General features: G+C 70.6%; 18 protein-coding genes. All 18 read right to left on the bottom strand.

Translation table 11 applies throughout. The features are described 5' to 3' along the window. Positions 1-3443 (bottom strand): Rne/Rng family ribonuclease (locus ABTX62_RS20145; RefSeq protein ID WP_352117433.1); only part of this gene is annotated, 3443 nt, incomplete at its 3' end. Between the two features lie 261 nt (positions 3444-3704). Continuing rightward, complete coding sequence (locus tag ABTX62_RS20150; protein WP_352117434.1) at positions 3705-4487, bottom strand: TIGR03936 family radical SAM-associated protein; 783 nt, start codon at positions 4485-4487, stop codon at positions 3705-3707. A 48-nt stretch (positions 4488-4535) separates the two neighbouring features. Beyond that, a complete protein-coding gene (locus tag ABTX62_RS20155; RefSeq protein ID WP_352117435.1) occupies positions 4536-5732 on the bottom strand; it encodes a phage tail tape measure protein in 1197 nt (398 codons plus the stop codon). A gap of 98 nt (positions 5733-5830) precedes the next feature. After that, entirely contained in the window at positions 5831-6298 is a 468-nt protein-coding gene (locus ABTX62_RS20160) for a GNAT family N-acetyltransferase (protein WP_352117436.1), read from the bottom strand. Next, positions 6298-6528 carry a helix-turn-helix domain-containing protein gene (locus ABTX62_RS20165; RefSeq protein WP_104780597.1) on the bottom strand — a complete coding sequence of 77 codons (231 nt, stop codon included), beginning with the start codon at positions 6526-6528 and terminating at the stop codon, positions 6298-6300. Before ABTX62_RS20165 ends, ABTX62_RS20160 begins: the two co-directional genes overlap by 1 nt. Continuing rightward, positions 6528-7025: a DUF2975 domain-containing protein gene (locus ABTX62_RS20170; protein ID WP_352117437.1), complete on the bottom strand. Its 498-nt coding sequence runs from the start codon at positions 7023-7025 to the stop codon at positions 6528-6530. Before ABTX62_RS20170 ends, ABTX62_RS20165 begins: the two co-directional genes overlap by 1 nt. Positions 7026-7806: 781 nt before the next feature. Beyond that, complete coding sequence (locus tag ABTX62_RS20180; RefSeq protein WP_352117438.1) at positions 7807-8217, bottom strand: hypothetical protein; 411 nt, start codon at positions 8215-8217, stop codon at positions 7807-7809. A gap of 459 nt (positions 8218-8676) precedes the next feature. Further along, complete coding sequence (locus ABTX62_RS20185; RefSeq protein ID WP_352117439.1) at positions 8677-10641, bottom strand: TIGR03960 family B12-binding radical SAM protein; 1965 nt, start codon at positions 10639-10641, stop codon at positions 8677-8679. A gap of 87 nt (positions 10642-10728) precedes the next feature. Beyond that, complete coding sequence (locus ABTX62_RS20190; protein WP_352117440.1) at positions 10729-12231, bottom strand: CYTH and CHAD domain-containing protein; 1503 nt, start codon at positions 12229-12231, stop codon at positions 10729-10731. Positions 12232-12286: 55 nt separating this feature from the next. Continuing rightward, complete coding sequence (gene rodA, locus ABTX62_RS20195; RefSeq protein ID WP_352117441.1) at positions 12287-13489, bottom strand: rod shape-determining protein RodA; 1203 nt, start codon at positions 13487-13489, stop codon at positions 12287-12289. Next, positions 13486-15729 (bottom strand): penicillin-binding protein 2, encoded by a 2244-nt coding sequence (gene mrdA, locus ABTX62_RS20200; RefSeq protein ID WP_352117442.1) that lies wholly within the window; start codon positions 15727-15729, stop codon positions 13486-13488. Before mrdA ends, rodA begins: the two co-directional genes overlap by 4 nt. A 148-nt stretch (positions 15730-15877) precedes the next feature. Further along, positions 15878-16549, bottom strand: a complete 672-nt coding sequence (gene mreD, locus ABTX62_RS20205; protein ID WP_352117443.1) for a rod shape-determining protein MreD — start codon at positions 16547-16549, stop codon at positions 15878-15880. A gap of 13 nt (positions 16550-16562) precedes the next feature. Continuing rightward, on the bottom strand, positions 16563-17510 hold the full coding sequence (mreC, locus tag ABTX62_RS20210; protein ID WP_352117444.1) for a rod shape-determining protein MreC: 948 nt from the start codon (positions 17508-17510) through the stop codon (positions 16563-16565). Between the two features lie 144 nt (positions 17511-17654). Then, positions 17655-18674: a rod shape-determining protein gene (locus tag ABTX62_RS20215; RefSeq protein WP_006133575.1), complete on the bottom strand. Its 1020-nt coding sequence runs from the start codon at positions 18672-18674 to the stop codon at positions 17655-17657. A 275-nt stretch (positions 18675-18949) separates the two neighbouring features. After that, positions 18950-19363 (bottom strand): nucleoside-diphosphate kinase, encoded by a 414-nt coding sequence (gene ndk / locus ABTX62_RS20220; RefSeq protein WP_352117445.1) that lies wholly within the window; start codon positions 19361-19363, stop codon positions 18950-18952. A gap of 65 nt (positions 19364-19428) precedes the next feature. Continuing rightward, positions 19429-19785, bottom strand: coding sequence for a DUF4233 domain-containing protein (locus ABTX62_RS20225; protein WP_352117446.1), 357 nt, complete (start codon positions 19783-19785; stop codon positions 19429-19431). Positions 19786-19790: 5 nt separating this feature from the next. Continuing rightward, on the bottom strand, positions 19791-21314 hold the full coding sequence (gene folC, locus ABTX62_RS20230; protein WP_352117447.1) for a bifunctional tetrahydrofolate synthase/dihydrofolate synthase: 1524 nt from the start codon (positions 21312-21314) through the stop codon (positions 19791-19793). 157 nt (positions 21315-21471) lie between these two features. Next, positions 21472-24096 (bottom strand): valine--tRNA ligase, encoded by a 2625-nt coding sequence (locus ABTX62_RS20235; RefSeq protein WP_352117448.1) that lies wholly within the window; start codon positions 24094-24096, stop codon positions 21472-21474. Between the last annotated feature and the right edge of the window lie 110 nt (positions 24097-24206).

Below are 24206 nucleotides of genomic sequence, written 5' to 3' on the forward strand. Positions count from 1 at the left end.
TGCTCGGCCCTGCCCCTGCCGCGCCGGGCCTTGTCCCTGCCCTGCTCCGCCGTGGGCTCCGCCGCCTCACCGCGCGGGGAACCCGCCGGAGCCGACGCCCGCCGGCTCACCCGGCGTCGGGTCCGCCCGCGGCCGGCCGCGGCCTCCGCCTCGGCGACGCTGTTGTACAGCTCCTCGTCGGGCTCGAAGACCGGTTCGGGCAGCGCGATCGGCTCGGCGGCCTCGGCTCCGATCTCGGCCTCCGTCTCGGCCTCCTCCTCGGCGGTCTCGACGACGGCCTCGTGGACGTGGGGCTGCTCGGCGGCACCGGCACGCGCGCGTTTCTTGCGCTTGCCACCGCCACCGGGGGCCGTCGGCTGCTCCATGTGCACGATGACACCGCGCCCGTTGCAGTGGACGCAGGTCTCGGAGAAGGACTCCAGCAGGCCCTGTCCGACCCGCTTGCGGGTCATCTGCACGAGCCCCAGCGAGGTCACCTCGGCGACCTGGTGCTTCGTACGGTCCCGGCCCAGGCACTCCAGCAGGCGCCGCAGCACCAGGTCCCGGTTGGACTCCAGCACCATGTCGATGAAGTCGATGACGATGATGCCGCCGAGGTCGCGCAGCCGCAGCTGACGCACGATCTCCTCGGCCGCCTCCAGGTTGTTCCTGGTGACGGTCTCCTCGAGGTTCCCGCCCTGACCGGTGAACTTTCCGGTGTTCACGTCGACGACGACCATCGCCTCGGTCCGGTCGATCACCAGCGAACCGCCGCTGGGCAGCCAGACCTTGCGATCGAGGGCCTTGGCGAGCTGCTCGTCGATCCGGTACGTGGCGAAGACGTCGACCTCGGAGGTCCACTTCGACAGCCGCTCGGCGAGGTCCGGCGCGACGTGCGCGACGTAGCCGTGGATGGTCGACCACGCCTCGTCACCGCTGACGACGACCTTGGAGAAGTCCTCGTTGAAGATGTCGCGCACGACCCGGACGGTCATGTCCGGCTCGCCGTACAGCAGCGTCGGAGCGTTGCCGCTCTTGGCCTTCTTCTGGATGTCCTCCCACTGCTGCTGCAGCCGCTCGACGTCCCGGCGCAGCTCGTCCTCGCTCGCGCCCTCGGCGGCGGTGCGCACGATGACGCCCGCGTCCTCGGGGACGATCTTCTTGAGGATGGTCTTCAGCCGGGCCCGCTCGGTGTCCGGCAGCTTGCGGCTGATGCCGGTCATGGAGCCCTCGGGCACATACACGAGGTAACGGCCCGGCAGGGAGACCTGGCTGGTCAGGCGGGCGCCCTTGTGACCGATCGGGTCCTTCGTCACCTGGACGAGCACCGACTGGCCGGACTTGAGGGCGGACTCGATGCGCCGCGGCCCGTGGGCCATGCCCAGCGCCTCGAAGTTGACCTCACCCGCGTACAGCACGGCGTTGCGGCCCTTGCCGATGTCGATGAAGGCGGCCTCCATCGACGGCAGCACGTTCTGCACCTTGCCGAGGTAGACGTTGCCGACGTACGAGGTCGACTGCTCCTTGTTGACGTAGTGCTCGACGAGCACGTCGTCCTCGAGGACGCCGATCTGCGTGCGGTCGCCGTGCTGGCGCACGACCATCACGCGCTCGACGGCCTCGCGGCGGGCCAGGAACTCGGCCTCGGTGATGATCGGTACCCGACGGCGGCCCTGCTCGCGACCTTCGCGGCGGCGCTGCTTCTTGGCCTCCAGGCGGGTCGAGCCCTTGATGGACTGCACCTCGTCGGACGGCTCGGCCTTGGGGCGGGGCTCGCGGACCTTGACGACCGTGCGCTCCGGGTCGTCGTCGGACGGCTCGGGGTCGGTGCCGGAGTCCCCGGCACGGCGACGGCGGCGACGGCGACGGCGGCTGCTGCTGGAGCCACCGCCGGACTCGTCACGGTCGGCGGCGTCCTCGGAGTCCTCGTCGTCCTCCTCGGCCCCGTCCTCGGTGTCCTGGTCCTGCGCGGCGCTCTGTTCGGACTCGGCGTCCTCGCCGTCGGACTCGGCCGACTCGCCACGCCGACGGCGGCGACCACCCCGGCGACGGCGGCGGCGCGAGCCGGTGCCCTCGGACTCGTCCTCCTGGTCGTCGCCGTCGGCCTGGTCCTCGGCGGACTCGTCGGCATCCTCCGGCTCGTCGGCGGCGGTGTCGACGGCAATGGTCTCGGGGGCCGGGACCCCGGACTCGTCGCCGGCACCCCGGCGCCGGCGGCGGCGACGCGAACCACCGGTCGGCTCCTCGCGCTGGGCCTCGGCCGGCGCGGACTCCTCGATCTCCTCGATCTCCTCGATCTCTTCGGGCTCCGTCGCCCCCGCCGCCTCGGCGGCGGCCGCGACGGCGGCCCGCTCCGGCGTCTGGAACTGGGGCTCGGTGAAGACGGGCGCCTGGAACAGCGCGACGGCGGGCCGCCTCGGACGCGACGGCGCCTCGCTGTCGCTGTCGGCCGCACTCGCGCTCGCCCGGTCGGCGGCCTTCGAGGCCTTCGCGCCCTTGGCGGACTGGGCGGGCTCGGCGAAGCCACTGGCGGCCCGGCGCACGACTCGACGACGGCGACGCGGACCGGCCTCCTCGGCCGGCTCGTCGGCGGGGGCGGTCTCGGCGGGGGTCTCCGAAGCCATGGCCTCGGACGCGGTGGCCTCGGAGGCGGTGGCCTCGGACGCACGGGCGGGCTCGGCGGCGGAATTCTCGGTCACGGGTGCCTTCGCCTCCTCGGCGTCGCCCTGCACCGCGTCCGCGGCGGAAGGCGCCCCGGCGGGCGCGGACGCCCGTCGTGAGGCACGTCGGCGAGTCCGACGCGGAGCAGCCTCTTCAACGGCCTCGGCGCTGTCGGCCGCCGCGGCGCTCTCCGCCGCCTCCGCGCTGTCGGTCACGACCGACGGTTCCGGGGCTCGGGCCTCGGCCGCTGCCTCCACCGTCTCGGCCGCGGTGGCGGCGGGCGAGGTGACGGTGCGCGTGGCACGGCGCCGGGTGCGCTTGGGGGCGGCGATCTCGGGCGTCTCGGCGGGCTCGTCGGCCTGGGCCGGCTCGTCGGCCTGGGCCGGCTCGGTCGCCCCGGGGTCGGTGGGAGCGGCGGCGGTCACCGGGACCACGGTCTCCGCGGCCTCCGCGTCCGCAGGAGCGCCGACCGGCGCGGAAGCGCGACGCACGGCGCGGCGCCGCTTGCGCCCGGCGGGCGCGGCGTCCTCGCCGCTCTCCACCGCCTCGGGCGACGGTGCGGCGGCCTGGGGTGTCTCGGCGACGGTTTCCCCGACCTCGTCGGTCTCCACCGCCTCAGCCGCGAGTTCCTCCGCATCAGCGGCCGGTACGGCCGGTGCGACGGTCTCCGCCGACGCGTCGGAGGAACCGCCGGCGGGCGGACCCGCCGGGCGGGACGCGGCACGGCGCCGCCGGCGAGGCGGCAGCGTGTCGCTCGGAGTGTTCTGTTCGGAACCCTCTGTGGGTTCGGTCGGTTCGAGCATGCGGGCTTATCTCCCGTCAGGCTCCCGGGCGCCGCGCCTGGCCCGGCGATGCCGGTGACGTCCGCGGCGCGCGCAGAGCGCGTTCGCCGCCGTCCGGGGCGCGGGCGCCGCACGGGAGCTCGCTGTGTCCTGTCTCGCCGGTTCCGTACGCCGAATGCGCACGGCCTGGCGAAAGTCTTCTGGTCGGTACCGCTGCCCGACCCAGGTGGCTCCCGAGTCCGAGGGCGGCGCTACGACGTCCGTCCCTTCGCGGGACCTTCCTTACGCCGGCGCCGTCGCGGCGGCAGTCGGTTCGGCCGTTGTGAGGGCCTCGACTGCCTCGCGGTCGGGCGCGAGCGGGTCGGTCACCGTGCCGGTCTCTTCATCGAACAGCCCCTGCGCCAGCCTGGTCACCGCTGCGGGGACCGGCGGCGCCAGGTCGGCCACGGCGCGAAGACCGGACAGGACGTCGTCGGGTCGTACGGCAGGCGTCACGTGCCGAACAACCAGCCGCAGTATCGCACAGGGCTGGTCGGTCGGCCTATCAGCCTGCGAACTGTGTGTTTCCTCGAGGCCGCGAACCTCCAGGCTCGCGACGGCGGAGCGGGCGTCGAACGTGCGCACGCCGTTCTTGGCGAGGCGCTGGACCTCGACGGTCTCGGCCGCGTTGAAGGCGTCCGCCGCTCGGCGGGCCTCCTCCGGCGGCACTCCGTCCAGCCGGAGCTCCCAGACGGAAGCCGTCAGCCGGTCGGCGAGTCCCGAGGTGCGGGCCTCGACCGCCTCGATGATGTCGAGCCCGGTGGGCAGCGAATCGTCGAGAAGGGCCCTGAGCTGCTCCGGGTCGCGGGGCGCGGTGAGCGCGATCTCCAGGTATTCCGCCTCACTGCCCGTACCGGTGGGTGCGGCATTGGCGTACGACACCTTCGGGTGCGGTGTGAAGCCCGCCGAGTAGGCCATCGGCACCTCGGCGCGGCGCAACGCACGCTCGAAGGCGCGCTGGAAGTCACGGTGGCTGGTGAACCGGAGGCGGCCGCGCTTGGTGTAGCGCAGTCGGATGCGCTGCACCGCGGGTGCGGGCGGCGGGCCTTCGGGCTGTCGCTTGCCCAGTGTCGTTCAGTCCTTCGTGAGAGCGGTCGTACTCCTACCAAGACTACGTGCCTCGCGCCCGGAAGGTTCCCTCCGGTCGGCCGGCAGCGGCTGCCGCGGTTCACCGAAGAGCATCCGCCGGATGTCGGCGCGGGTCTGCCGCGCGGCGGCCAGCGCCTGCCGGGTGGCCCGCCCCACACCGCGGGCGGCCTGAGCGGCCGGCCGCAGGACGGTGTCCCGCACGACGTGTCCGACGGGCGTCAGCACGCTGCGGTACATCCAGCGGACCGGTTCGACGAAGATCCACCGGAGGAGGGTGCCGAGGAACCGCCCGACGGCGAGCGAGATGTACCCGGAGACGCGCCAGGCATGGCCGAGGGCGTCCCACACCTCCCTCCCGATGGCGGCGAGCACTCGTCCGACGGGGGTGAGGATCCATCGCCAGAGGCCGAGCGCGGGCAGGACGAGCACGACGCGGGCGATCCAGTAGAGAGCCGTGCCGATCCCGGTGACGATCATGCTCACCAGCCACAGGAGGCCGTCACCGCACCAGGAGACCGCGCCGCCGAAAGGTGCGAGCACCCAGGTGTACAGCCAGCCGGCGGGCACGGCGACGAGGTACTTCGCCAGCCAGGCAACGACCGCCCAGACCCCGATGCCGAGCGCTGCCAGCCCGGCGCCGAGCCCCTTCAGGACCCGGCTCACCGCGTGCCCGAGGGGAGTGAGCAGGTGCGTGTACACCCAGCCGAGCGCCGCTCCCACACCCCGCGCGATCCAGCCGAGTACGGCCCCGAAGCCCCGGGCGACCCACGCGATCGCGTGCCCCACGGGGGTCAGCACATGTCGGTACAGCCACACCAGGGGCACCACGACGAGGACGTTCCCGAGCCAGCCGAGGGTCTTGCCCACGGGGACGACGACGTAGCGCCACAGTCCCACGAAGGGCCAGACGAACACCGCCCGCGCGAGCCACAGCAGCGCCCGCCCGAGCGGCCGCAGCAGCACGTCGTTCAGGAACCGTCCGGTCACGACGAGCACGTCCCACAGCATCCGCACCGGGACGACCAGCACGAGCACGATGATCCGTACGGGAATCCGGATCGCGACGGCGAGGCAGCCCCCGGACGCCTCCGGCTCCCGCCGGACAGGCCGCTCGGCGGCGCGCCGCTCGAGCGGGCCGACCCGCGTGCCGGAACTCTCGCGGGGACGCTTCTCCAGATCCATACCGTCGTAGACGCCTCAGCGCCTCGTCCGGATGCAGCACCGCACAGCCCCGCCCCGCTCTCCCGCAGTTCTTCGGCTCGGCCGTGTGACCCTACGGCTCACACGCGGCCGACCTGCGCCTGGAGCAGCCGCCGCGACTTCTGGAAGCCGCTGCGGGCGTACGCGGGAACGGCGCGCGGACTGGAGTGCACGGTCACGCGCTCCAGCCCGAGCTCGCGGGCTCCGTCCAGCACGGCCCGGATGAGCCGCCCGCCCAGCCCGCCGTCCCGCGCCTCGGGTACGACGTACACGCACTGGAGGTCTCCGGAGGCCCGCCGCGGTGCCCCGGGCGTGGGCACCCGCTGCACCACCGCGAGCCAGGCCATGCCGATGACTCGGTCGTCCCGGACCAGGACCATGCAGCGGTGTGAGCCGGCGTTCTCCCCGGCCCAGGCGACGAAGTGCCGTACGAAGTCGTCGCGCTCACCGAGGTCCGCCGAGCCGTTCTCGACGAACCACTCCCACCGGAGGGTGGCCACAGTGGCCAGTTCGGCGGGCCGGGCGGGACGGATGCTGATGTTCTCCATCAGGGCATTGTCGGGTCCGCGGCCCCGTCCGTCTCCCAGCGCAGCAGATCTCCCGGCTGGCACTCCAGCACCTCGCAGAGCGCGGCGAGAGTGGAGAAGCGGACCGCCTTGGCGCGGCCGTTCTTGAGGACCGCCAGGTTGGCGGGGGTGATGCCGACGCGTTCCGCCAGTTCGCCCACGGACATCTTCCGCTTGGCCAGCATCACGTCGATGTCGACGGCGATCGGCATCAGATGACCTCTTCCAGCTCGGCCTGCATCCGTGCCGCCTCGATGTCGCGCGCGACGGCCTGCGCGAGCAGCATCCGCAGCACGAGCACGATGAGCGCGACGCCCAGCACCGCCACGACGACCCCGCACAGCAGCAGGACCACCCCGGGAGCGACCGCCTCGCCCGGCGCGAGCACGACCGCGAGCGCGAAGACCAGCAGGGCGGCCGCCACGAACGCCCCGATCACGATGTGCACGTAGCGGAAGGCGGCGGTGGAGAACACCGTGCCTCGCCGCACCATCGTCACCAGGCGCCACACGCACACCACGACGACCTGGGCGGTCACGACGCCGAGGACCGTGATGACCAGGATCGGGGTCCGCAGATAGGCGTACTCGGGCTTGAGCCCGTTCATGTCGACGGCCAGCAGCGGCACCATCACCCCCTGCACGAACAACGACCCGGCGATCAGCACCACGAGCACCCCACGCAACGCCGCCACGGCCAGCTTCCCCATCACCACTCCTTCGATCGAGCCACGATGGAAATCTATCGAGATTCGATAGATGACACAAGAGGCGGACTACCGCGCGCACACATCAAGGCGTGCGACCGGTCGAGACGATGACGCTGGAGCACCGCACCGCACCGCACCGCACCGCACCGGAACGGCCGGGCGACGGCGCGGCGGCTGCGACGCGGCCGACATCCGCCCGCCGCATCCGGCGGTGCCCCGGCCCGCGGGGGCGCGGCCGTCCAGCTGGATCCAGATGCGCACCTCGGTGCCGCCGAGCGCCGAGGAGCCGACCCGCACGTCCGCTCGCCGTCCACCGCACGTCGCACGTCGCACGTCGCACGTCGCACGAGAAGAACCCGGAGACGCCGACACGGGCATCCCACCATCGGACGGCTCCCCCAGCACACAGTCTGAACCGGGGGAACCTGGCCGGGTGGGCCCCCCGGGGGAGCGTCGCCAACCCGACCTGCCCAGCGGGTCCCCCGCGAGACGGGCCTCTCACCTCCCGCGACGCCCGCGCGTGAGGCGCGACCGCCGACGCCACTGAGCCCCCGCCGGGCCGGAGGGGGCTCAATAGTCGCCAGAAACGCTTCAGCGAGCGTGGCTCACCTCAGTGCGAGTGACCGCTCGGCTCCGGCGCCGCGTTCTTGACCGTCAGAGGCAGCAGCTTCTTCCCGGTCGGGCCGATTTGAATGGCGGTGTCCATCTGCGGCGTCGTGCCTACGGACAACTTCCGAGCCAGTCCGACTCGAGTGGGTCTTCGACGGGCTCAACGACCTGCTCAGTAGCTGACAGTGCGGTTGAAGCTGGTGATGTTGAGTTTGATGCCCTCCACGGTCTTGAGCGTCGTGGGGAACTCACCCTCGGCGGTCTGGCCAGGTTGCACGTCGGTCTCCACTTGCGAGCCGTTCGCCACGCGAGTGCCGTCGGCGTCGACCGCCTCCCACTCCCATGAATAGTCGGACTTCTCGCTGCTGCTGTTCTTGATCGTCCAAACGAGCCAGATATTGGTAATACCGGCTTCCGAGCGGTCGTCCAGCTCGAAACTGGTGAGGTCGGCCCGTTCACCCGGGGGTGCCGGCGTCTGCTCCTGCGCCGTCTTCGTGGTGGGGGTCCGTGTGGGCGCAGGAGTCGTGCTCTCATCGTCATCGCCCAGCGCGACCATCAGCACGACAATGAGGATGACGATCACCGCCGCCAATGCGCCGACACACCCCCAAAGACAGCCACGGCTCCGCTGCTTCTTCTGCGGCGGCCCAGGCGGAGATGTCCACTGCCCGGAAGGGGGAGAACCATCGCCCGGACTTCCCGACCGAGGCCCGCTAGCAGGCGGCTCACTCGCTGCCATGTCGCCTCCTCGGTAGCGGATACCGCCACGCTAGGAAGCTGTGAGCCACCCCGCGAACGGAGAGCAGCCACTCAGGCGACAGCCTTCGTGTCCAGCCCTCCAAGGAGTAATGGCGCTCAGACCCACTCCACCTCGGACTGAATCCCGGAAGAGCCTCCAGGAAGCGGCAGAGGCGTTCTCGGGGTGTCCCGAGCGAGCCCCTGCCGCCTGCCCTCAGCGCCGAGCGCCCTCAGCACCGCCGTCCTGTCGCCCTCGCCGATGTCCGACAAGGCGTCGACGGTGCGCCGCAACGCGTCGCTCACCTCAGTGCGAGTGACCGCTCGGCTCCGGCGCCGCGTTCTTGACCGTCAGAGGCAGCAGCTTCTTCCCGGTCGGGCCGATTTGAATGGCGGTGTCCATCTGCGGACACACCCCACAGTCGAAGCAAGGCGTCCAGCGGCAGTCGTCGACCTCGGTCTCGTCGAGGGCGTCCTGCCAGTCCTCCCAGAGCCATTCCTTGTCCAGGCCGGAGTCGAGGTGGTCCCAGGGGAGGACCTCCTCGTAGGTGCGCTCGCGGGTGGTGTACCAGTCGACGTCGACACCGAACGACGCGAGGGCCTTGTCGGCGCAGGCCATCCAGCGGTCGTACGAGAAGTGCTCGCGCCAGCCGTCGAAGCGGCCGCCGTCGTCGTACACCGCGCGGATGACCGCACCGATGCGGCGGTCGCCCCGGGAGAGGAGGCCCTCGACGATGCCCGGCTTGCCGTCGTGGTAGCGGAAGCCGATGGAGCGGCCGTACTTCTTGTCGCCGCGGATCTTGTCCCGCAGCTTCTGCAGACGGGCGTCCGTCTCCTCCGCGGAGAGCTGCGGGGCCCACTGGAAGGGTGTGTGGGGCTTGGGGACGAAGCCGCCGATCGAGACCGTGCAGCGGATGTCGTTCGAGCGGGAGACCTCGCGGCCCTTGGCGATCACCCGGGTCGCCATGTCGGCGATCTGGAGGACGTCGTCGTCGGTCTCCGTCGGCAGGCCGCACATGAAGTACAGCTTCACCTGGCGCCAGCCGTTGCCGTACGCGGTGGCGACCGTGCGGATCAGATCCTCTTCCGAGACCATCTTGTTGATGACCTTGCGGATGCGTTCCGAGCCGCCCTCGGGGGCGAAGGTGAGGCCCGAGCGTCGGCCGTTCCTGGTCAGCTCGTTCGCCAAGTCGATGTTGAAGGCGTCCACGCGGGTGGAGGGCAGCGAGAGGCCGATCTTGTCGTCCTCGTAGCGGTCGGCGAGGCCCTTGGCGATGTCGCCGATCTCCGTGTGGTCGGCCGAGGAGAGGGACAGCAGGCCCACCTCCTCGAAGCCCGTGGCCTTCAGGCCCTGCTCGACCATGTCGCCGATGCCGGTGATGGAGCGCTCGCGCACCGGGCGCGTGATCATGCCGGCCTGGCAGAAGCGGCAGCCGCGGGTGCAGCCGCGGAAGATCTCCACCGACATGCGCTCGTGGACCGTCTCGGCCAGCGGGACGAGGGGCTGCTTGGGGTACGGCCACTCGTCGAGGTCCATGACGGTGTGCTTGGAGACCCGCCACGGCACGCCGCTGCGCTTGGGTACGACACGGGCGATACGGCCGTCGGGCAGGTACTCGACGTCGTAGAAGCCCGGGACGTACACCCCGCCCGTCTTCGCCAGGCGGAACAGCAGTTCCTCACGGCCTCCGGGGCGGCCCTCGGCCTTCCAGGCGCGGACGATGGCGGTGATCTCCAGGACCGCCTGCTCACCGTCCCCGATCACGGCGCAGTCGATGAAGTCGGCGATGGGCTCGGGGTTGAACGCGGCGTGACCGCCGGCCAGGACGATCGGGTCGTCCAGGCCGCGGTCACTGGCCTCCAGGGGGATGCCGGCGAGGTCGAGGGCGGCCAGCATGTTCGTGTAGCCCAGCTCCGTGGAGAAGGACAGGCCGAACACGTCGAAGGCCTTCACGGGCCGGTGGCTGTCCACCGTGAACTGCGGGACGTGATGCTCCCGCATGAGCTCCTCGAGGTCGGGCCACACGCTGTACGTGCGCTCGGCGAGGACGCCCTGCTGCTCGTTGAGCACCTCGTACAGGATCATGACGCCCTGGTTGGGCAGACCGACCTCGTAGGCGTCCGGGTACATGAGCGCCCAGCGGACGTCGCAGGAGTCCCAGTCCTTGACCGTGGAGTTGAGCTCTCCGCCGACGTACTGGATCGGCTTCTGCACATGCGGGAGCAGAGCTTCGAGCTGCGGGAAAACCGACGCAGCGACTTCGGCAGGCATGTCGCGCACCTTCGTGAGCTGGACTGAACGGACAGGGGTGACCATCCAGACTAACGCGATCGCGCGGGGCCTTCGTACGCCCGAAGGTCAGAGGTCCGCCGCACCGTCCTTGATCCCGTCCCAGAACCCGGGCAGTTCGGCCTCCACGCGTGCGGCCCGCTGCTCCTCGCGTTCATGGAGCAGGCCGTAGGTGAAGGCGCTCTCCCCCGCGGCGTGGGCGACCGCCGACAGCTCGCGCAGGCTCCGGCGCGCCATCACGCTGTCCTGGTGTTCGCCGAGCAGGTTCTGCAGCGACTTCATGGACTTGACCATGGTCTTGGCCGGCTTGCCCAGGACGGGTTCGGCCGCCTCCGCGGCGTAGCGGGTGCGCTTGGCCTTCTTGCGGGCCTCGTGCAGCGCGAGGTCCCGGTCGGTGCCGGGTTCCAGGTCCGTGCCCTGCTCGATCAGCCGGGACACCTTCCGGAAGTCCTTCCGTGCGGCCTTGGCGATCGGCTTGCGGGGCTTCTTGCCGGCCGCCTTCAGCAGCGGCGGGTCGGCGATCAGCGCGTCGAGGGTGTCCAGCAGGGCGAGGTAGCGGCGGGAGTCGAGGACGCCGAGGAGGCGGCCGCGGGCCCCTTTGTGCTCGGCGCCGGACCAGGAGCGCAGGCGCTCGGCGACCGGGCCTCGGATCAGGCCGGCGGGCACCTCGTCGACGGCCGCCGTCAGCCGCTCGGTCAGCACCTCGCGGTCGCGGTCCAGGCCCAGCTCGCCGGCGAGCCACTTCAGCTCGTCGGCGACGGGGTCCGTGACGGTCCGGTCGAGGATCTCGCCGAACGACTTGAAGGTGCTGCGCAGCCGGCGGGTGGCCACGCGCATGCTGTGCACGGAGTCCTCGGCGTCCCGGCGGACGGCGGGGTCGAGCTCGACGATCGCGTCGCGCTGGGTGCGCACGTAGGCGAGCACATGGTCTCCGGCGGTCACCGGTTTACCGGGGGCGGACGCGCGCCGCGCGACCGGTGCCGTCTCCTGCAGGGCGCGGGCCAGCTTCGACGACGACGCCGAGGGCCGTACGCCCGCCTTGCGCAACCGCTTCTCCAGCTTGTCGAGGAGGGCCGGGTCCGTTCCGTCGGCGAGTTCCACCTCGATCTCGGTCCAGCGTGCTTCGCCGCCGCGGCCGGTGAGCCGCTCGGCGTGCACGGCGTCCACGCTCATCTCGGCGAGGAGCCGGCCGTCGGCGTCGAGCAGATGGCGAACGTCGCGGTCGGAGCGCAGCCGGACCACCGGGAGCAGCTCGCTGCCGCGGACACGGGAGCGGACCAGTGAGGTGAGTTCGTCGGGGAGGGTGTCGGAGAGGGGGGCGTGGATCTCGTCTCGGACGTCTTGGGCGACCGGGAACTTGAGGTGCCAGCCCGCGTCGGAACCGCCCGTGCGGCGGCGCAGGGTGACGGACGACGCGGCGAGGCGTTCGTCGAGGGTGTCGTAGTAGGTGGCGTCGAGGTGGGACACCCCCTGGTCGACGACGGCCGCGACCCCGGCCGCTCCGGTGAGGTCGGGTGGCCCGCTGTCGGCCGACTCGTACTTCCGCTCGATCTCGCGCTTGCTGTCCGCCATGCACCGAATCTAGTCGGCCGGGGCGCGGGGCGGCAGAGGGCCACCCCGCGCGGTGTCATGCCGACATCGGCCGTTGCACCCGGATCGACTGCAACAAGCCCACCGCTATCCACACGGCGAACATCGACGATCCGCCGTACGACACGAACGGCAGCGGCAGGCCGGTGACCGGCATGATGCCGAGCGTCATGCCGATGTTCTCGAACGTCTGGAAGGCGAACCAGGCGACGATGCCCGCGGCCACGATCGTGCCGTACAGGTCGGTGGTCTCCCGGGCGATGCGGCAGGCCCGCCACAGGACGATGCCGAGGAGGGCGATGATCAGGCCTCCGCCGAGGAAGCCGAGCTCCTCCCCCGCCACGGTGAAGACGAAGTCCGTCTGTTGTTCCGGTACGAACTGGCCGGTGGTCTGCGAGCCGTGGAAGAGCCCGGAGCCGGTCAGGCCGCCCGATCCGATGGCGATCCGGGCCTGGTTGGTGTTGTAGCCGACGCCGGCGGGGTCGAGCTCGGGGTTGGCGAAGGCGGCGAAGCGGGCGATCTGGTAGTCGTCGAGCACGCCGAGCTGCCAGACGGTGACCGCGCCGAGCGTGCCCGCGCCGAGCAGGCCGAAGACCCAGCGGTTGGATGCCCCGGAGGCCAGCAGCACGCCGAGCACGATGATGACCATCACCATGACCGACCCGAGGTCGGGCATCAGCATCACGATCAGCATCGGCACGGCGGCCAGCCCGAGCGCCTGGAGGACCGTGCGGTGGTCGGGGTACTGCTTGTCGCCCGCGTCGACCCGGGCCGCCAGCAGCATGGCCATGCCGAGGATGATCGTGACCTTCACGAATTCCGAGGGCTGGAGCGAGAAGCCGCCGGGCAGCTGGATCCAGGAGTGGGCGCCGTTGATGGTGGAGCCGAGCGGGGTCAGCACCAGCAGGATCAGCAGGACCGAGAGGCCGTACAGGACCGGCACGGCGGTGCGCAGGCCGCGGTGGCCGAGCCAGATCGTGGCGGCCATCAGGGCGAGGCCGATGCCGGTGTTCAGCAGGTGCCGGACGAGGAAGTAGTACGGGTCGCCCTGGTTGAGCTCCGTGCGGTTGCGGGTCGCCGAGTAGACGAGGAGCGTGCCGAGCAGCGACAGGGCCGTCGCCGACAGCAGGATCGGCCAGTCGAGCCGCCGCGCCACCGAGTCACGGGCCAGCAGTCGCGTCCAGCCGGAGCGCTCGGGCCCGTAGCCGGAGACCTGGAAGCTGTTCACACCGCCGGTCATGCTGGCAACCTCCGGCTTCCCCGGCGGCGCCGCCTTCGGGTGTCACGGTTCTCCGGCGTCGGCGGGGCCGCCGTCGCCGGCTGGAGCGGGTCGGCCGGGGCGTTGGGGTCCTCCTTCTTGGCCTGCTGGTCCTTGGCCGGGTCCTTGGAGACCTTCGGGGAGGCGATGGTGCCGTCCGTCTTGACCTTCGGCAGGGCTTTCTGCGGGGTGGGCAGCAGCGCCTTCTTGGGGTCGATGTCGCCTTCCGGGGAGACGCCGTACAGCGCGTTGTAGATGTTGCGGACGGCGGGGCCGGAGGCGCCGGAGCCGGTACCACCCTGGGAGATCGTCATGACGATCGCGTAGTCCTTGGTGTACGTGGCGAACCAGGAGGTCGTCTGCTTGCCGTAGACCTCGGCGGTACCCGTCTTGGCGTGCATCGGGATCTTGTCCTGCGGCCAGCCGCCGAACCTCCAGGCGGCCGTACCGCGGGTGGCGACTCCCGCGAGGGCTTCGCTTATCTCGCTGCGCGTCTTCTGGGTCAGCGGGAGCTTGCCGTGCGCCTTGGGCTTGATCGGCGTGACGGTCTTGCCGTCGGCGCTGATGACGGCTTTGCCGACCGACGGGGTGTACATCGTGCCGCCGTTGGAGATGGCCGCGTAGATGGTGGCCATCTGGATCGGTGTGACGAGGGTGTCGCCCTGGCCGATGGAGTAGTTGACGGAGTCACCGGCACGCATGCGGTTGCCTTCGAGGCAGTTCTCGTAGGCGATCTTCTCGGCGTAGCTGCCGTTGCGCTTGCCGGTGCGGCACCAGGCGTCCTTGTTGGCCTTCCAGTAGTCCAGCTTCCACTGGCGGTCGGGGACGCGGCCGGTGACCTCGTTGGGCAGGTCGATGCCGGTCTCCTTGCCGAGGCCGAACTGGTGGGCGGTCTTGTAGAACCAGTCGTTGGCGTTCTTCTTCGGCTTGGTGCCGCCGTCGCGCTTCCACTCCTCGTGGGAGAGCCGGTAGAAGACGGTGTCGCAGGAGACTTCCAGGGCGCGGCCGAGGCTGATCGGGCCGTACCCCTTGGACTCGAAGTTCTTGAAGACCTGGCCGCCGATCGAGTACGAGCTGGAGCACTGGTACGGGCCGTCGAAGGAGTAGCCCGCCTTGACCGCGGCGGCCGTCGGGATGACCTTGAAGATCGAGCCGGGCGCCGACTGGCCCTGGATGGCACGGTTGAGGAGCGGGTAGTTGGAGGTCTTGCCGGTGAGGCGTGCGTAGTCCTTGGCGGAGATGCCGCCCACCCAGGCGTTGGGGTCGTACGTCGGGTTGGACGCCATGGCCACGACGCGGCCCGTCTTGGCCTCCATGACGACGACGGCTCCGGAGTCCGCCTTGTAGTTCGTGCCGGTGTTGCGGTCGTGCTGCCGGCGGGCCTCCTTCATGGCCTCGTTCAGCTGGTACTCGGCGATCCGCTGGACCCGGGAGTCGATGCTGGTGATGAGGTTGTCGCCGGGGTGGGCCGGGTCGGCTTCGGCCTGGCCGATGACCCGGCCGAGGTTGTCGACCTCGTAGCGGGTGACGCCGGCCTTGCCGCGCAGCGCCTTGTCGTACTGGCGCTCCAGGCCGGAGCGGCCGACCTGGTCGGAGCGCAGGTACGGCGAGTTGGTGTTCTGCGCCTTCTTGATCTCCTCGTCGGTGACCGGCGAGAGGTAGCCGAGGACCTGGGCGGTGTTGGCCTTGCCCGGGCTCGGGTAGCGGCGCACGGCTTCCGGCTCGGCGGTGATGCCGGGGAAGTCCTCGGCGCGCTCGCGGATCTGCAGGGCCTGCTTGGCGGTGGCCTCGTCGGTGATGGGGATGGGCTGGTACGGCGAGCCGTTCCAGCAGGGCTGCGGCGTTTCGGCGTCGCACAGCCGGACCTTCGCCTGGACCTCCTTGGGCGTCATGCCCAGGACCTTGGCGAGCTTGGTGAGGACTTCCTTGCCGTCGTCCTTCATCTTCAGCAGGTCGGTGCGGGAGGCGGAGACCACCAGCCGCGTCTCGTTGTCCGCCAGGGCCACGCCGCGGGCGTCCAGGATGGAGCCGCGGACGGCCGGCTGGACGACCTGCTGGACGTGGTTGCCCGAGGCCTCCTTGGCGTAGGCCGCGCCCTCACGGATCTGGAGGTACCACAGGCGGCCGCCGAGGGTGAGCAGGAGGGAGAGGACGAGGACCTGGATGACGACGAGCCGGATCTGGACCCGTGGATTCCGGCCGGTCTCGGGAATGTTGGTCACTGCGGCCGCCTCCCCCTCTCGGTGCGCGTACAGATGTGCGGGTGTGACGGTGCGTCGGGGCACGGATGTGCGGATACGAGTGAGGAACGACGGGCCCACGCGTCGGCGTTCCTACGGGAGTGACTCGTTCGGGTGAACTTCCCTGCGGTCACAGCCGCTTGACCCCCTTGATGCGCCCGGCCCGCGCCATCCGCGCCCGGGCCGCCCTCATCCGCAGCCCGTTGCGCTGGCCGCCGATCTTCAGTCCGGTGCCGCCGGCGAGCCAGCCGGAGGAGATGTCCGCGGACTTGGCGGCGGAGCCGGTCTCGGCGAGCGGATCGTTCTCCGCGCGCCGGGCCAGGCCCATGATCCCCGGCACGACGAACGGGGCGAGCAGCAGGTCGTACAGGGCGGCCGTGAACAGCAGGCTCCCGAGGCCCACATGGCGGGCGGCGTCGTCACCGACCAGGGCACCGACCCCGGCGTACAGCAGGGTGGAGCCGACCGCGGCGGCCACCACCACGACCATGGGGCCGGTCGCGGACTTCAGCTGGCCCGTCTCGGGCTTCACGAGGCCCGCGAGGTAGCCGATGACGCACAGCACGAGGGCGTAGCGCCCGGCGGCGTGGTCGGCGGGCGGGGCCAGGTCGGCGAGCAGGCCCGCCCCGAAGCCGACCAGGGCGCCGCCCACATGCCCGTACACCAGCGCGAGGCCGAGCACGGTGAGCAGCAGCAGGTCGGGCACGGCGCCGGGCAGGTGGAGGCGGGCGAGGACGCTCACCTGGATCACCAGGGCGACGACGACCAGGGCGGAGGAGAGCAGGATCCGGTTGACGCGCATGGGGTGACAGCTCCTACTGCTCTTGCTGGTTCTGGCCGTCCACGGGCGCCTCGGCCGACGGCGTCACGGTCACCGTCACCGTCGGCCGGGGGGTCGGCTTGGGCTTGGGCGGGAGGACCGTGTCACGCGGGTCCTTCTTCGGGGCCTCGACGACGACACCGACGATGTCGAGCTGGGTGAAACCGACGTACGGCGTGACGTAGAGCGTGCGGGTCAGGTCGCCGCCGGAGGGGTCGACGCGGGAGACCACGCCGACGGGTACCCCGGGCACGAACGGCCGGTCGGCCTGCGAGCCGAAGGTGACCAGGCGGTCGCCCTTCTTCACCTCGGCCTTGCCGTTGAGGAGTTCGACGCGCAGCGGGCGGTCCCCCTGCCCGGAGGCGAAGCCGAGCTCGTCGCCGGACTCCATGCGGGTGCCGACCGTGAAGTCGGGGTCGCTGGCCAGCAGGACCGTGGCCGTGTCGGGACCGACGGTGGTGACGCGACCGACGAGTCCCTCGCCGTTCAGGACGGTCATGTCGCGCTTGATGCCGTCTCTGGCTCCCACGTCGATGGTGATGGTCCAGGAGAAGCCCTGCGCGGCTCCGACGGCGATGACCTGGGCGCCCTTGATGCCGTACTGGCCCCGGCCGGCGATCTTCAGCATCGTGTCGAGCTGCTTGAGGCGGCTGCGGCTGCGGTCGTCGCTGCCGAGCCGCGCCTTCAGGGCCGCGTTCTCCTGTTCCAGCGCGGCGAGCCGGTCGTGCCGTTCACCGGAGTCGCGGATGGCGGAGACCGCGTTGCCGACCGGGTCGACCGCGGCCGAGACGCCGCTCTCGATCGGGCCGAAGACCGTCGCCGCGCCCTGTCGGGCACCGTCGACGGGTGAGTCCTCCCCACCGCGGATGTCCACCGTGATCAACGCGAACGCGACGGCGATCAGCAGCACCAGGAGCAGCCGGCTCTCTCGTGTGTCCCTCACGTGCGGCGGCCGTGCCCTTCCTCATAGGAATTCGGGAAGCCCCAGGGAAACCCGAGGGGCTGCTTTGTGGGAGCTTATGCAGATGTATCAACGATCCGCCGTACGAGAGGAGATCGTCCCGTACGGCGGAATCGAAGAGTTATGTCATCTGCGCGGCTGGGCGTCCAGCACCTGCTGGAGCGCCTCGAACTCCTCGACGCACTTTCCGGATCCGAGCGCCACGCTGTCCAGCGGGTCCTCGGCGATGTGGATCGGCATGCCGGTCTCCCGGCGCAGCCGCTCGTCGAGGCCCCGCAGCAGCGCGCCGCCGCCGGTCAGAACGATTCCTCGGTCCATGATGTCGCCGGACAGCTCCGGCGGGCACTTGTCGAGGGTCGTCTTGACGGCGTCGACGATCGCGTTGACCGGCTCCTCGATGGCCTTGCGGACTTCGGCGGCGGAGATGACGACGGTCTTCGGCAGCCCGGACACCAGGTCCCGCCCGCGGATTTCGGTGTGCTCGTCGGTGTCGAGGTCGTACGCCGAACCGATCGTGATCTTGATCTGCTCGGCCGTGCGCTCACCCAGCAGGAGGGAGTACTCCTTCTTGATGTGCTGGATGATCGCGTTGTCCAGTTCGTCGCCCGCGACACGGATGGACTGGGCGGTGACGATGCCGCCGAGGGAGATGACCGCGACCTCCGTGGTGCCGCCGCCGATGTCGACCACCATGTTGCCCGTGGCCTCGTGGACCGGCAGGCCGGAGCCGATGGCCGCGGCCATGGGCTCCTCGATGATGTGCACCTGGCGGGCGCCGGCCTGGGACGACGCCTCGATGACGGCGCGGCGTTCGACGCCCGTGATGCCCGAGGGCACACAGACGACGACCCGCGGACGAGCCAGATACCGCCGCTTGTGGATCTTCAGAATGAAGTAGCGGAGCATCCGCTCGGTGATCTCGAAGTCGGCGATCACGCCGTCCTTCAGCGGACGAACGGCAACGATGTTGCCGGGTGTGCGCCCGATCATCTTCTTCGCTTCGGCGCCGACCGCGAGGATGCCACCGGTGTTGGTGTTGATCGCGACGACGGACGGCTCGTTGAGTACGATCCCGCGACCCCTGACGTACACCAGCGTGTTGGCGGTCCCGAGGTCGACAGCCATGTCACGGCCGATGAACGACATTGAGTTCCCCATCAGGATTCGTCTGGCCTTCCCACTAGCTTTTGAGGGCTTTTCAGGTAGGCAAAGGTGGGTGCTGTGACGTGAAGGCTTCCATCGTAGACGCGCCTTCGCGAACACTGCGGGAGGGTCTCCGCCATTGTCAGCAGATGCCGACGGCATTCGCTTCTGGAGACGGGCGTTCGGGGCCCATCGTTCCCTCGATCGCCACCCGTACGCCGCACAGTCCGGGGGCCTGCGCCCCCGGACCCGACGCATGTGCTGGTGAGGTGCGGACGCTATGCCCGACCGGGGAAGAAAATCTTCACCTCGCGCTCGGCGGACTCCTCGGAGTCGGAGGCGTGGATCAGGTTCTCCCGGACGATCACCCCGTAGTCACCGCGGATGGAGCCGGGCGCCGCGGCGATCGGGTCGGTCGGGCCGGCCAGCCCGCGGACCCCCTCGATGACCCGCTCGCCCTCGACGATCAGCGCCACCACCGGGCCGGAGGCCATGAACTCCACCAGCGGCTCGTAGAAGGGCTTGCCCTTGTGCTCGCCGTAGTGCTGCTCCAGCGTGTCCTGGTCCAGGGTGCGCAGCTCCAGCGCGGTGATCCGCCAGCCCGCCTTGCGCTCGATGCGGCTGATGATCTCGCCTGTCAGGCCTCGACGGACGGCGTCGGGCTTGAGGAGGACGAGGGTGCGCTGGCTCACGACGGGCTCCTTGTGGGTGAAGGTCTTGCGGTGGGACGAGATTACCCGGCGTGTCGGGGCGCCCGTTACGCAGCGTCAGGTGTGGAGGAGTTCGCCTGTGCCGCGAATCTGGCCTTCGCCGCGTCCACCTTCCGCCCGTAGTGCACGGACGCCCACCACAGCGCCGCGAAGATCGCGCCCAGGAAGTACATGGTCGGCACGATGAACCCGGACGCGATGAGCGCGATCTGCAGTGCCCAGCCGAGGGCGACCCCGCCCGGGCGCGTCACCAGACCGCACAGCACCAGGCACAGGAACATCGCGATGCCGCTGACCGTCCACACGGCCGTCATGGACAGGTCCGGGTCCTTCATGGCGACCAGACCGGCGAACCCGATGACGAAGAACTCGCCGATCAGGGTCGAAGAACACAGCGTGCGCACGTGTCTCAGCCTCTCCCCAGGAGCAGTCGGGCCTCGCCGACGGTGATGACGGAACCGGTGACGAGCACACCGCCGCCCGCGAACTCGCCCTCCTCCTCGGCCAGGGTGATCGCGGCCTCCAGCGCGTCGGGCAGCCGCGGCTCGACCTGGACGCGCTCCTCGCCGAACACCTCCACGGCGATACCGGCGAGCTCGTCGGCGTCCATCGCGCGGTGGCTGGAGTTCTGCGTGACCACGACCTCGGCGAACACCGGCTCGAAGGCCTCCAGCAGTCCCCGCACGTTCTTGTCGCCGCTCGCGCCGACCACGCCGATGAGACGGCTGAACTGGAACGCCTCCCCGATCGCCTCGGCCGCCGCCCGGGCACCCGCCGGGTTGTGGGCGGCGTCCAGCACGACCGTCGGCGACCGGCGCACGACCTCCAGCCGGCCCGGCGAGGCGACGGCCGCGAACGCCTTGCGGACCGTGTCGAGGTCCAGCGCGTCGGGCCGCTGCGCGCCGACACCGAAGAACGCCTCGACGGCGGCGAGCGCGACGGCCGCGTTGTGCGCCTGGTGCGCGCCGTGCAGCGGCAGGTACACCTCGGGGTACTCGCCGCCGAGCCCGCGCAGCGTCACCAGCTGCCCGCCGACGGCCACCTGCCGCTCGACGACACCGAACTCCAGCCCCTCCCGGGCCACCGTCGCGTCCACCTCGACGGCCTTCTTCAGCAGCACCTGGGCGGCGTCGACCGGCTGCTGCGCCATGATGACCGTCGCACCCTGCTTGATGATGCCGGCCTTCTCCGTGGCGATCTCGGCGTGCGTGGAGCCGAGCCGGTCGGTGTGGTCGAGGTCTATGGGCGTGACCACGGCGACATCCCCGTCGATCACATTCGTGGCGTCCCAGGAGCCGCCCATGCCGACCTCGACGACGCCGACGTCCACGGGGGCGTCGGCGAACGCCGCGTACGCCATACCGGTGAGCACCTCGAAGAACGACAGCCGGTACTCCTGCGCGGCGTCGACCATCTCCACGTACGGCTTGATGTCCTGGTACGTCTCGATGAACCGCTCGGGCGCGATGGGGGCCCCGTCGAGGCTGATGCGCTCGGTGATCGACTGCACGTGCGGCGAGGTGTAGCGGCCGGTGCGCAGCTCGAAGGCGCCGAGCAGGGCCTCGATCATGCGGGCCGTGGAGGTCTTGCCGTTCGTGCCCGTGATGTGGATCGACGGGTACGACCGCTGCGGCTCCCCCAGCACGTCCATCAGCGCGGCGATACGGCTGACGGAGGGTTCCAGCTTGGTCTCGCCCCAGCGGGTGGCGAGCTCTGTCTCCACCTCGCGCAGGGCCTTGTCGACCTCGGGGTCGGCGGGGCGCGCGGGGATGTCGGCGTCGGGCGGGCCGCCCTGGGTGCGCAGGGTTCGGCTGCCGGCTTCGATGACCGCGAGGTCGGGGTCGCGGTCGGTCTCCTCCGCGATGATCTCGTCGAAGGCGGTGAGGGGGTCGGGCTGGTCGTCGGCGTTGTGGTCTGGAGGGAGCTCGCTCACGGGGCCCAGTCTACGGAGACCGACTGACATTGCTTGCGGTGGCTTATGTCCATGGACGACGCGTGTCCGTGGGGGTCGCTCGCGCGGTTCCCCGCGCCCCCGAACCGCGTGCAGGCCCCGGCGCTGAGCACCGGGGCCTGCACGACCGTACGAACCCCTACGCCTGCGGCAGGCGCTCCAGCTGGGCCTGGATCCGCGCGATGTCCTCCTCCGCCTTGGCGAGGCGGGTGCGGATCTTGTCCACGACGTGGTCGGGGGCCTTCGCCAGGAACGCCTCGTTGCCGAGCTTGGCGTTCGCCTGGGACTTCTCCTTCTCCGCCGCGGCGAGGTCCTTGGCCAGGCGCTTGCGCTCCGCCGCCACGTCGATCGTGCCGGAGAGGTCGAGGGCGACCTCCGCGCCGGCGACGGGGAGGGTGGCGGTGGCGGTGAAGGCGTCGCCCTCCGGCTGGAGGCGGAGCAGCTGGCGGATGGCCGCCTCGTGGGGCGCGAACGGGGTGCCGTCGAGGATCAGCCGGGCCGGGACCCGCTGGCCGGGCTGGAGGCCCTGGTCGGCGCGGAAGCGGCGGACCTCGGTGATGACCGACTGAAGGCTCTCGATCTCGCGCTCGGCGTCGGCGTCCCGGAAGCCACTGTCCTTCGGCCAGTCCGCGATGACGACCGACTCGCCGCCGGTGAGCGTGGTCCAGAGGGTCTCGGTGACGTACGGGACCACCGGGTGCAGCAGTTTCAGCGTGACGTCGAGGACCTCGCCGAGGACCCGCTTGGAGACCTCGGCCGCCTCGCCGCCCGCCTGGAACGTCGTCTTGGACAGCTCGACGTACCAGTCGAAGACCTCGTCCCACGCGAAGTGGAACAGGGCGTCGGAGAGCTTAGCGAACTGGTAGTCCTCGTAGAACGCGTCGACCTCGGCGACGACGGAGTTCAGGCGGGAGAGGATCCAGCGGTCGGTCGCCGACATCTTGGAGGCGTCCGGCAGCGGCCCCTCGATCGTCGCGCCGTTCATCATCGCGAAGCGCGTCGCGTTCCAGATCTTGTTGGCGAAGTTGCGGGAGCCCTGGACCCAGTCCTCGCCGATCGGGACGTCGACGCCCGGGTTGGCGCCGCGGGCGAGGGTGAAGCGCAGGGCGTCGGAGCCGTACTTGTCCATCCAGTCCAGCGGGTTGACCGCGTTGCCGAAGGACTTCGACATCTTCTTGCCGAACTGGTCGCGGACCATGCCGTGCAGGGCGATGGTGTGGAACGGCGGGGTGCCGTCCATCGCGTACAGGCCGAACATCATCATCCGGGCGACCCAGAAGAAGAGGATGTCGTAGCCGGTGACCAGGACGGAGTTCGGGTAGAACTTCGCCAGCGGCTCGGTCTGTTCGGGCCAGCCGAGCGTGGAGAACGGCCACAGGCCGGAGGAGAACCAGGTGTCGAGGACGTCGGTGTCCTGGCGCCAGCCCTCGCCGCTCGGCGGCTCCTCGTCGGGGCCGACGCAGACGACCTCGCCGTTCGGGCCGTACCAGACCGGGATGCGGTGGCCCCACCACAACTGCCGCGAGATGCACCAGTCGTGGAGGTTGTCGACCCAGTCGAAGTAGCGCTTCTCCATCTCCTGCGGATGGATCTTGACCTTGCCCTCGCGGACCGCGTCACCGGCCGCCTTCGCGAGCGGGCCGACCTTCACCCACCACTGCATGGACAGGCGCGGCTCGATCGTCGTCTTGCAGCGCGAGCAGTGGCCGACGGAGTGGACGTAGGGCCGCTTCTCCGCGACGATCCGGCCCTCGGCGCGCAGCGCGGCGACGATCGCCGAGCGGGCCTCCAGGCGGTCCAGGCCCTGGAAGGGGCCGTGGGCGGTGATGACCGCGTGCTCGTCCATGATCGTCAGGGCCGGGAGGCCGTGGCGCTGGCCGATCTCGAAGTCGTTCGGGTCGTGCGCCGGGGTGACCTTGACGGCACCCGTGCCGAACTCGGGGTCGACGTGCTCGTCGGCGACGACCGGGATGGAGCGGTCGGTCAGCGGCAGCTTGACCAGCTTGCCGACCAGGTGCTTGTACCGCTCGTCCTCGGGGTGGACGGCGACGGCCGTGTCCCCGAGCATCGTCTCGGCGCGGGTGGTGGCGACGACGATGGTGTCGTCCCCGTCGCCGTACTTCATGGAGACGAGCTCGCCGTCGTCGTCCTGGTAATCGACCTCGATGTCCGAGATGGCCGTCAGACAGCGCGGGCACCAGTTGATGATGCGCTCGGCGCGGTAGATCAGCTCGTCGTCGTAGAGGCGCTTGAAGATGGTCTGGACGGCCTGGGACAGGCCCTCGTCCATCGTGAAGCGCTCACGCGACCAGGCGACACCGTCACCCAACCGCCGCATCTGGCCGCTGATCTGCCCGCCGGACTCGCCCTTCCACTGCCAGACGCGCTCGACGAACGTCTCCCGGCCCAGGTCGTGGCGGGACTTGCCCTCCTTGGCGAGCTCCCGCTCGACGACGTTCTGCGTGGCGATACCGGCGTGATCCATGCCGGGCTGCCACAGCGTCTCGTAGCCCTGCATGCGCTTGCGGCGGGTCAGGGCGTCGATGAGCGTGTGCTCGAAGGCGTGCCCCAGGTGGAGCGAGCCCGTGACGTTCGGCGGCGGGATGACGATGGTGTACGGCGGCTTGTCGCTCTTGGCGTCCGCCTCGAAGTAACCCCGCTCTACCCAGCGCTCGTACAGCGGCCCCTCCACGTCGGCCGGCGCGTACTGGGTCGGCAGGTCGGTGCTGGGCGCTGGTGGCTGCTGCTGAGCGTTCTCGGTCACGGGGGTCAGTTTAGAGGTGTCACCGGCCCGTACCGAAACGCGTTTGCTTCGTAACGATGGGCCCCCCGATGCCATGCACACGGCGGGTCTGCGCCAGGATGACCGGAAGA

It is taken from the genome of Streptomyces sp. NPDC096046 (assembly GCF_040303285.1).
Taxonomy (GTDB): domain Bacteria; phylum Actinomycetota; class Actinomycetes; order Streptomycetales; family Streptomycetaceae; genus Streptomyces.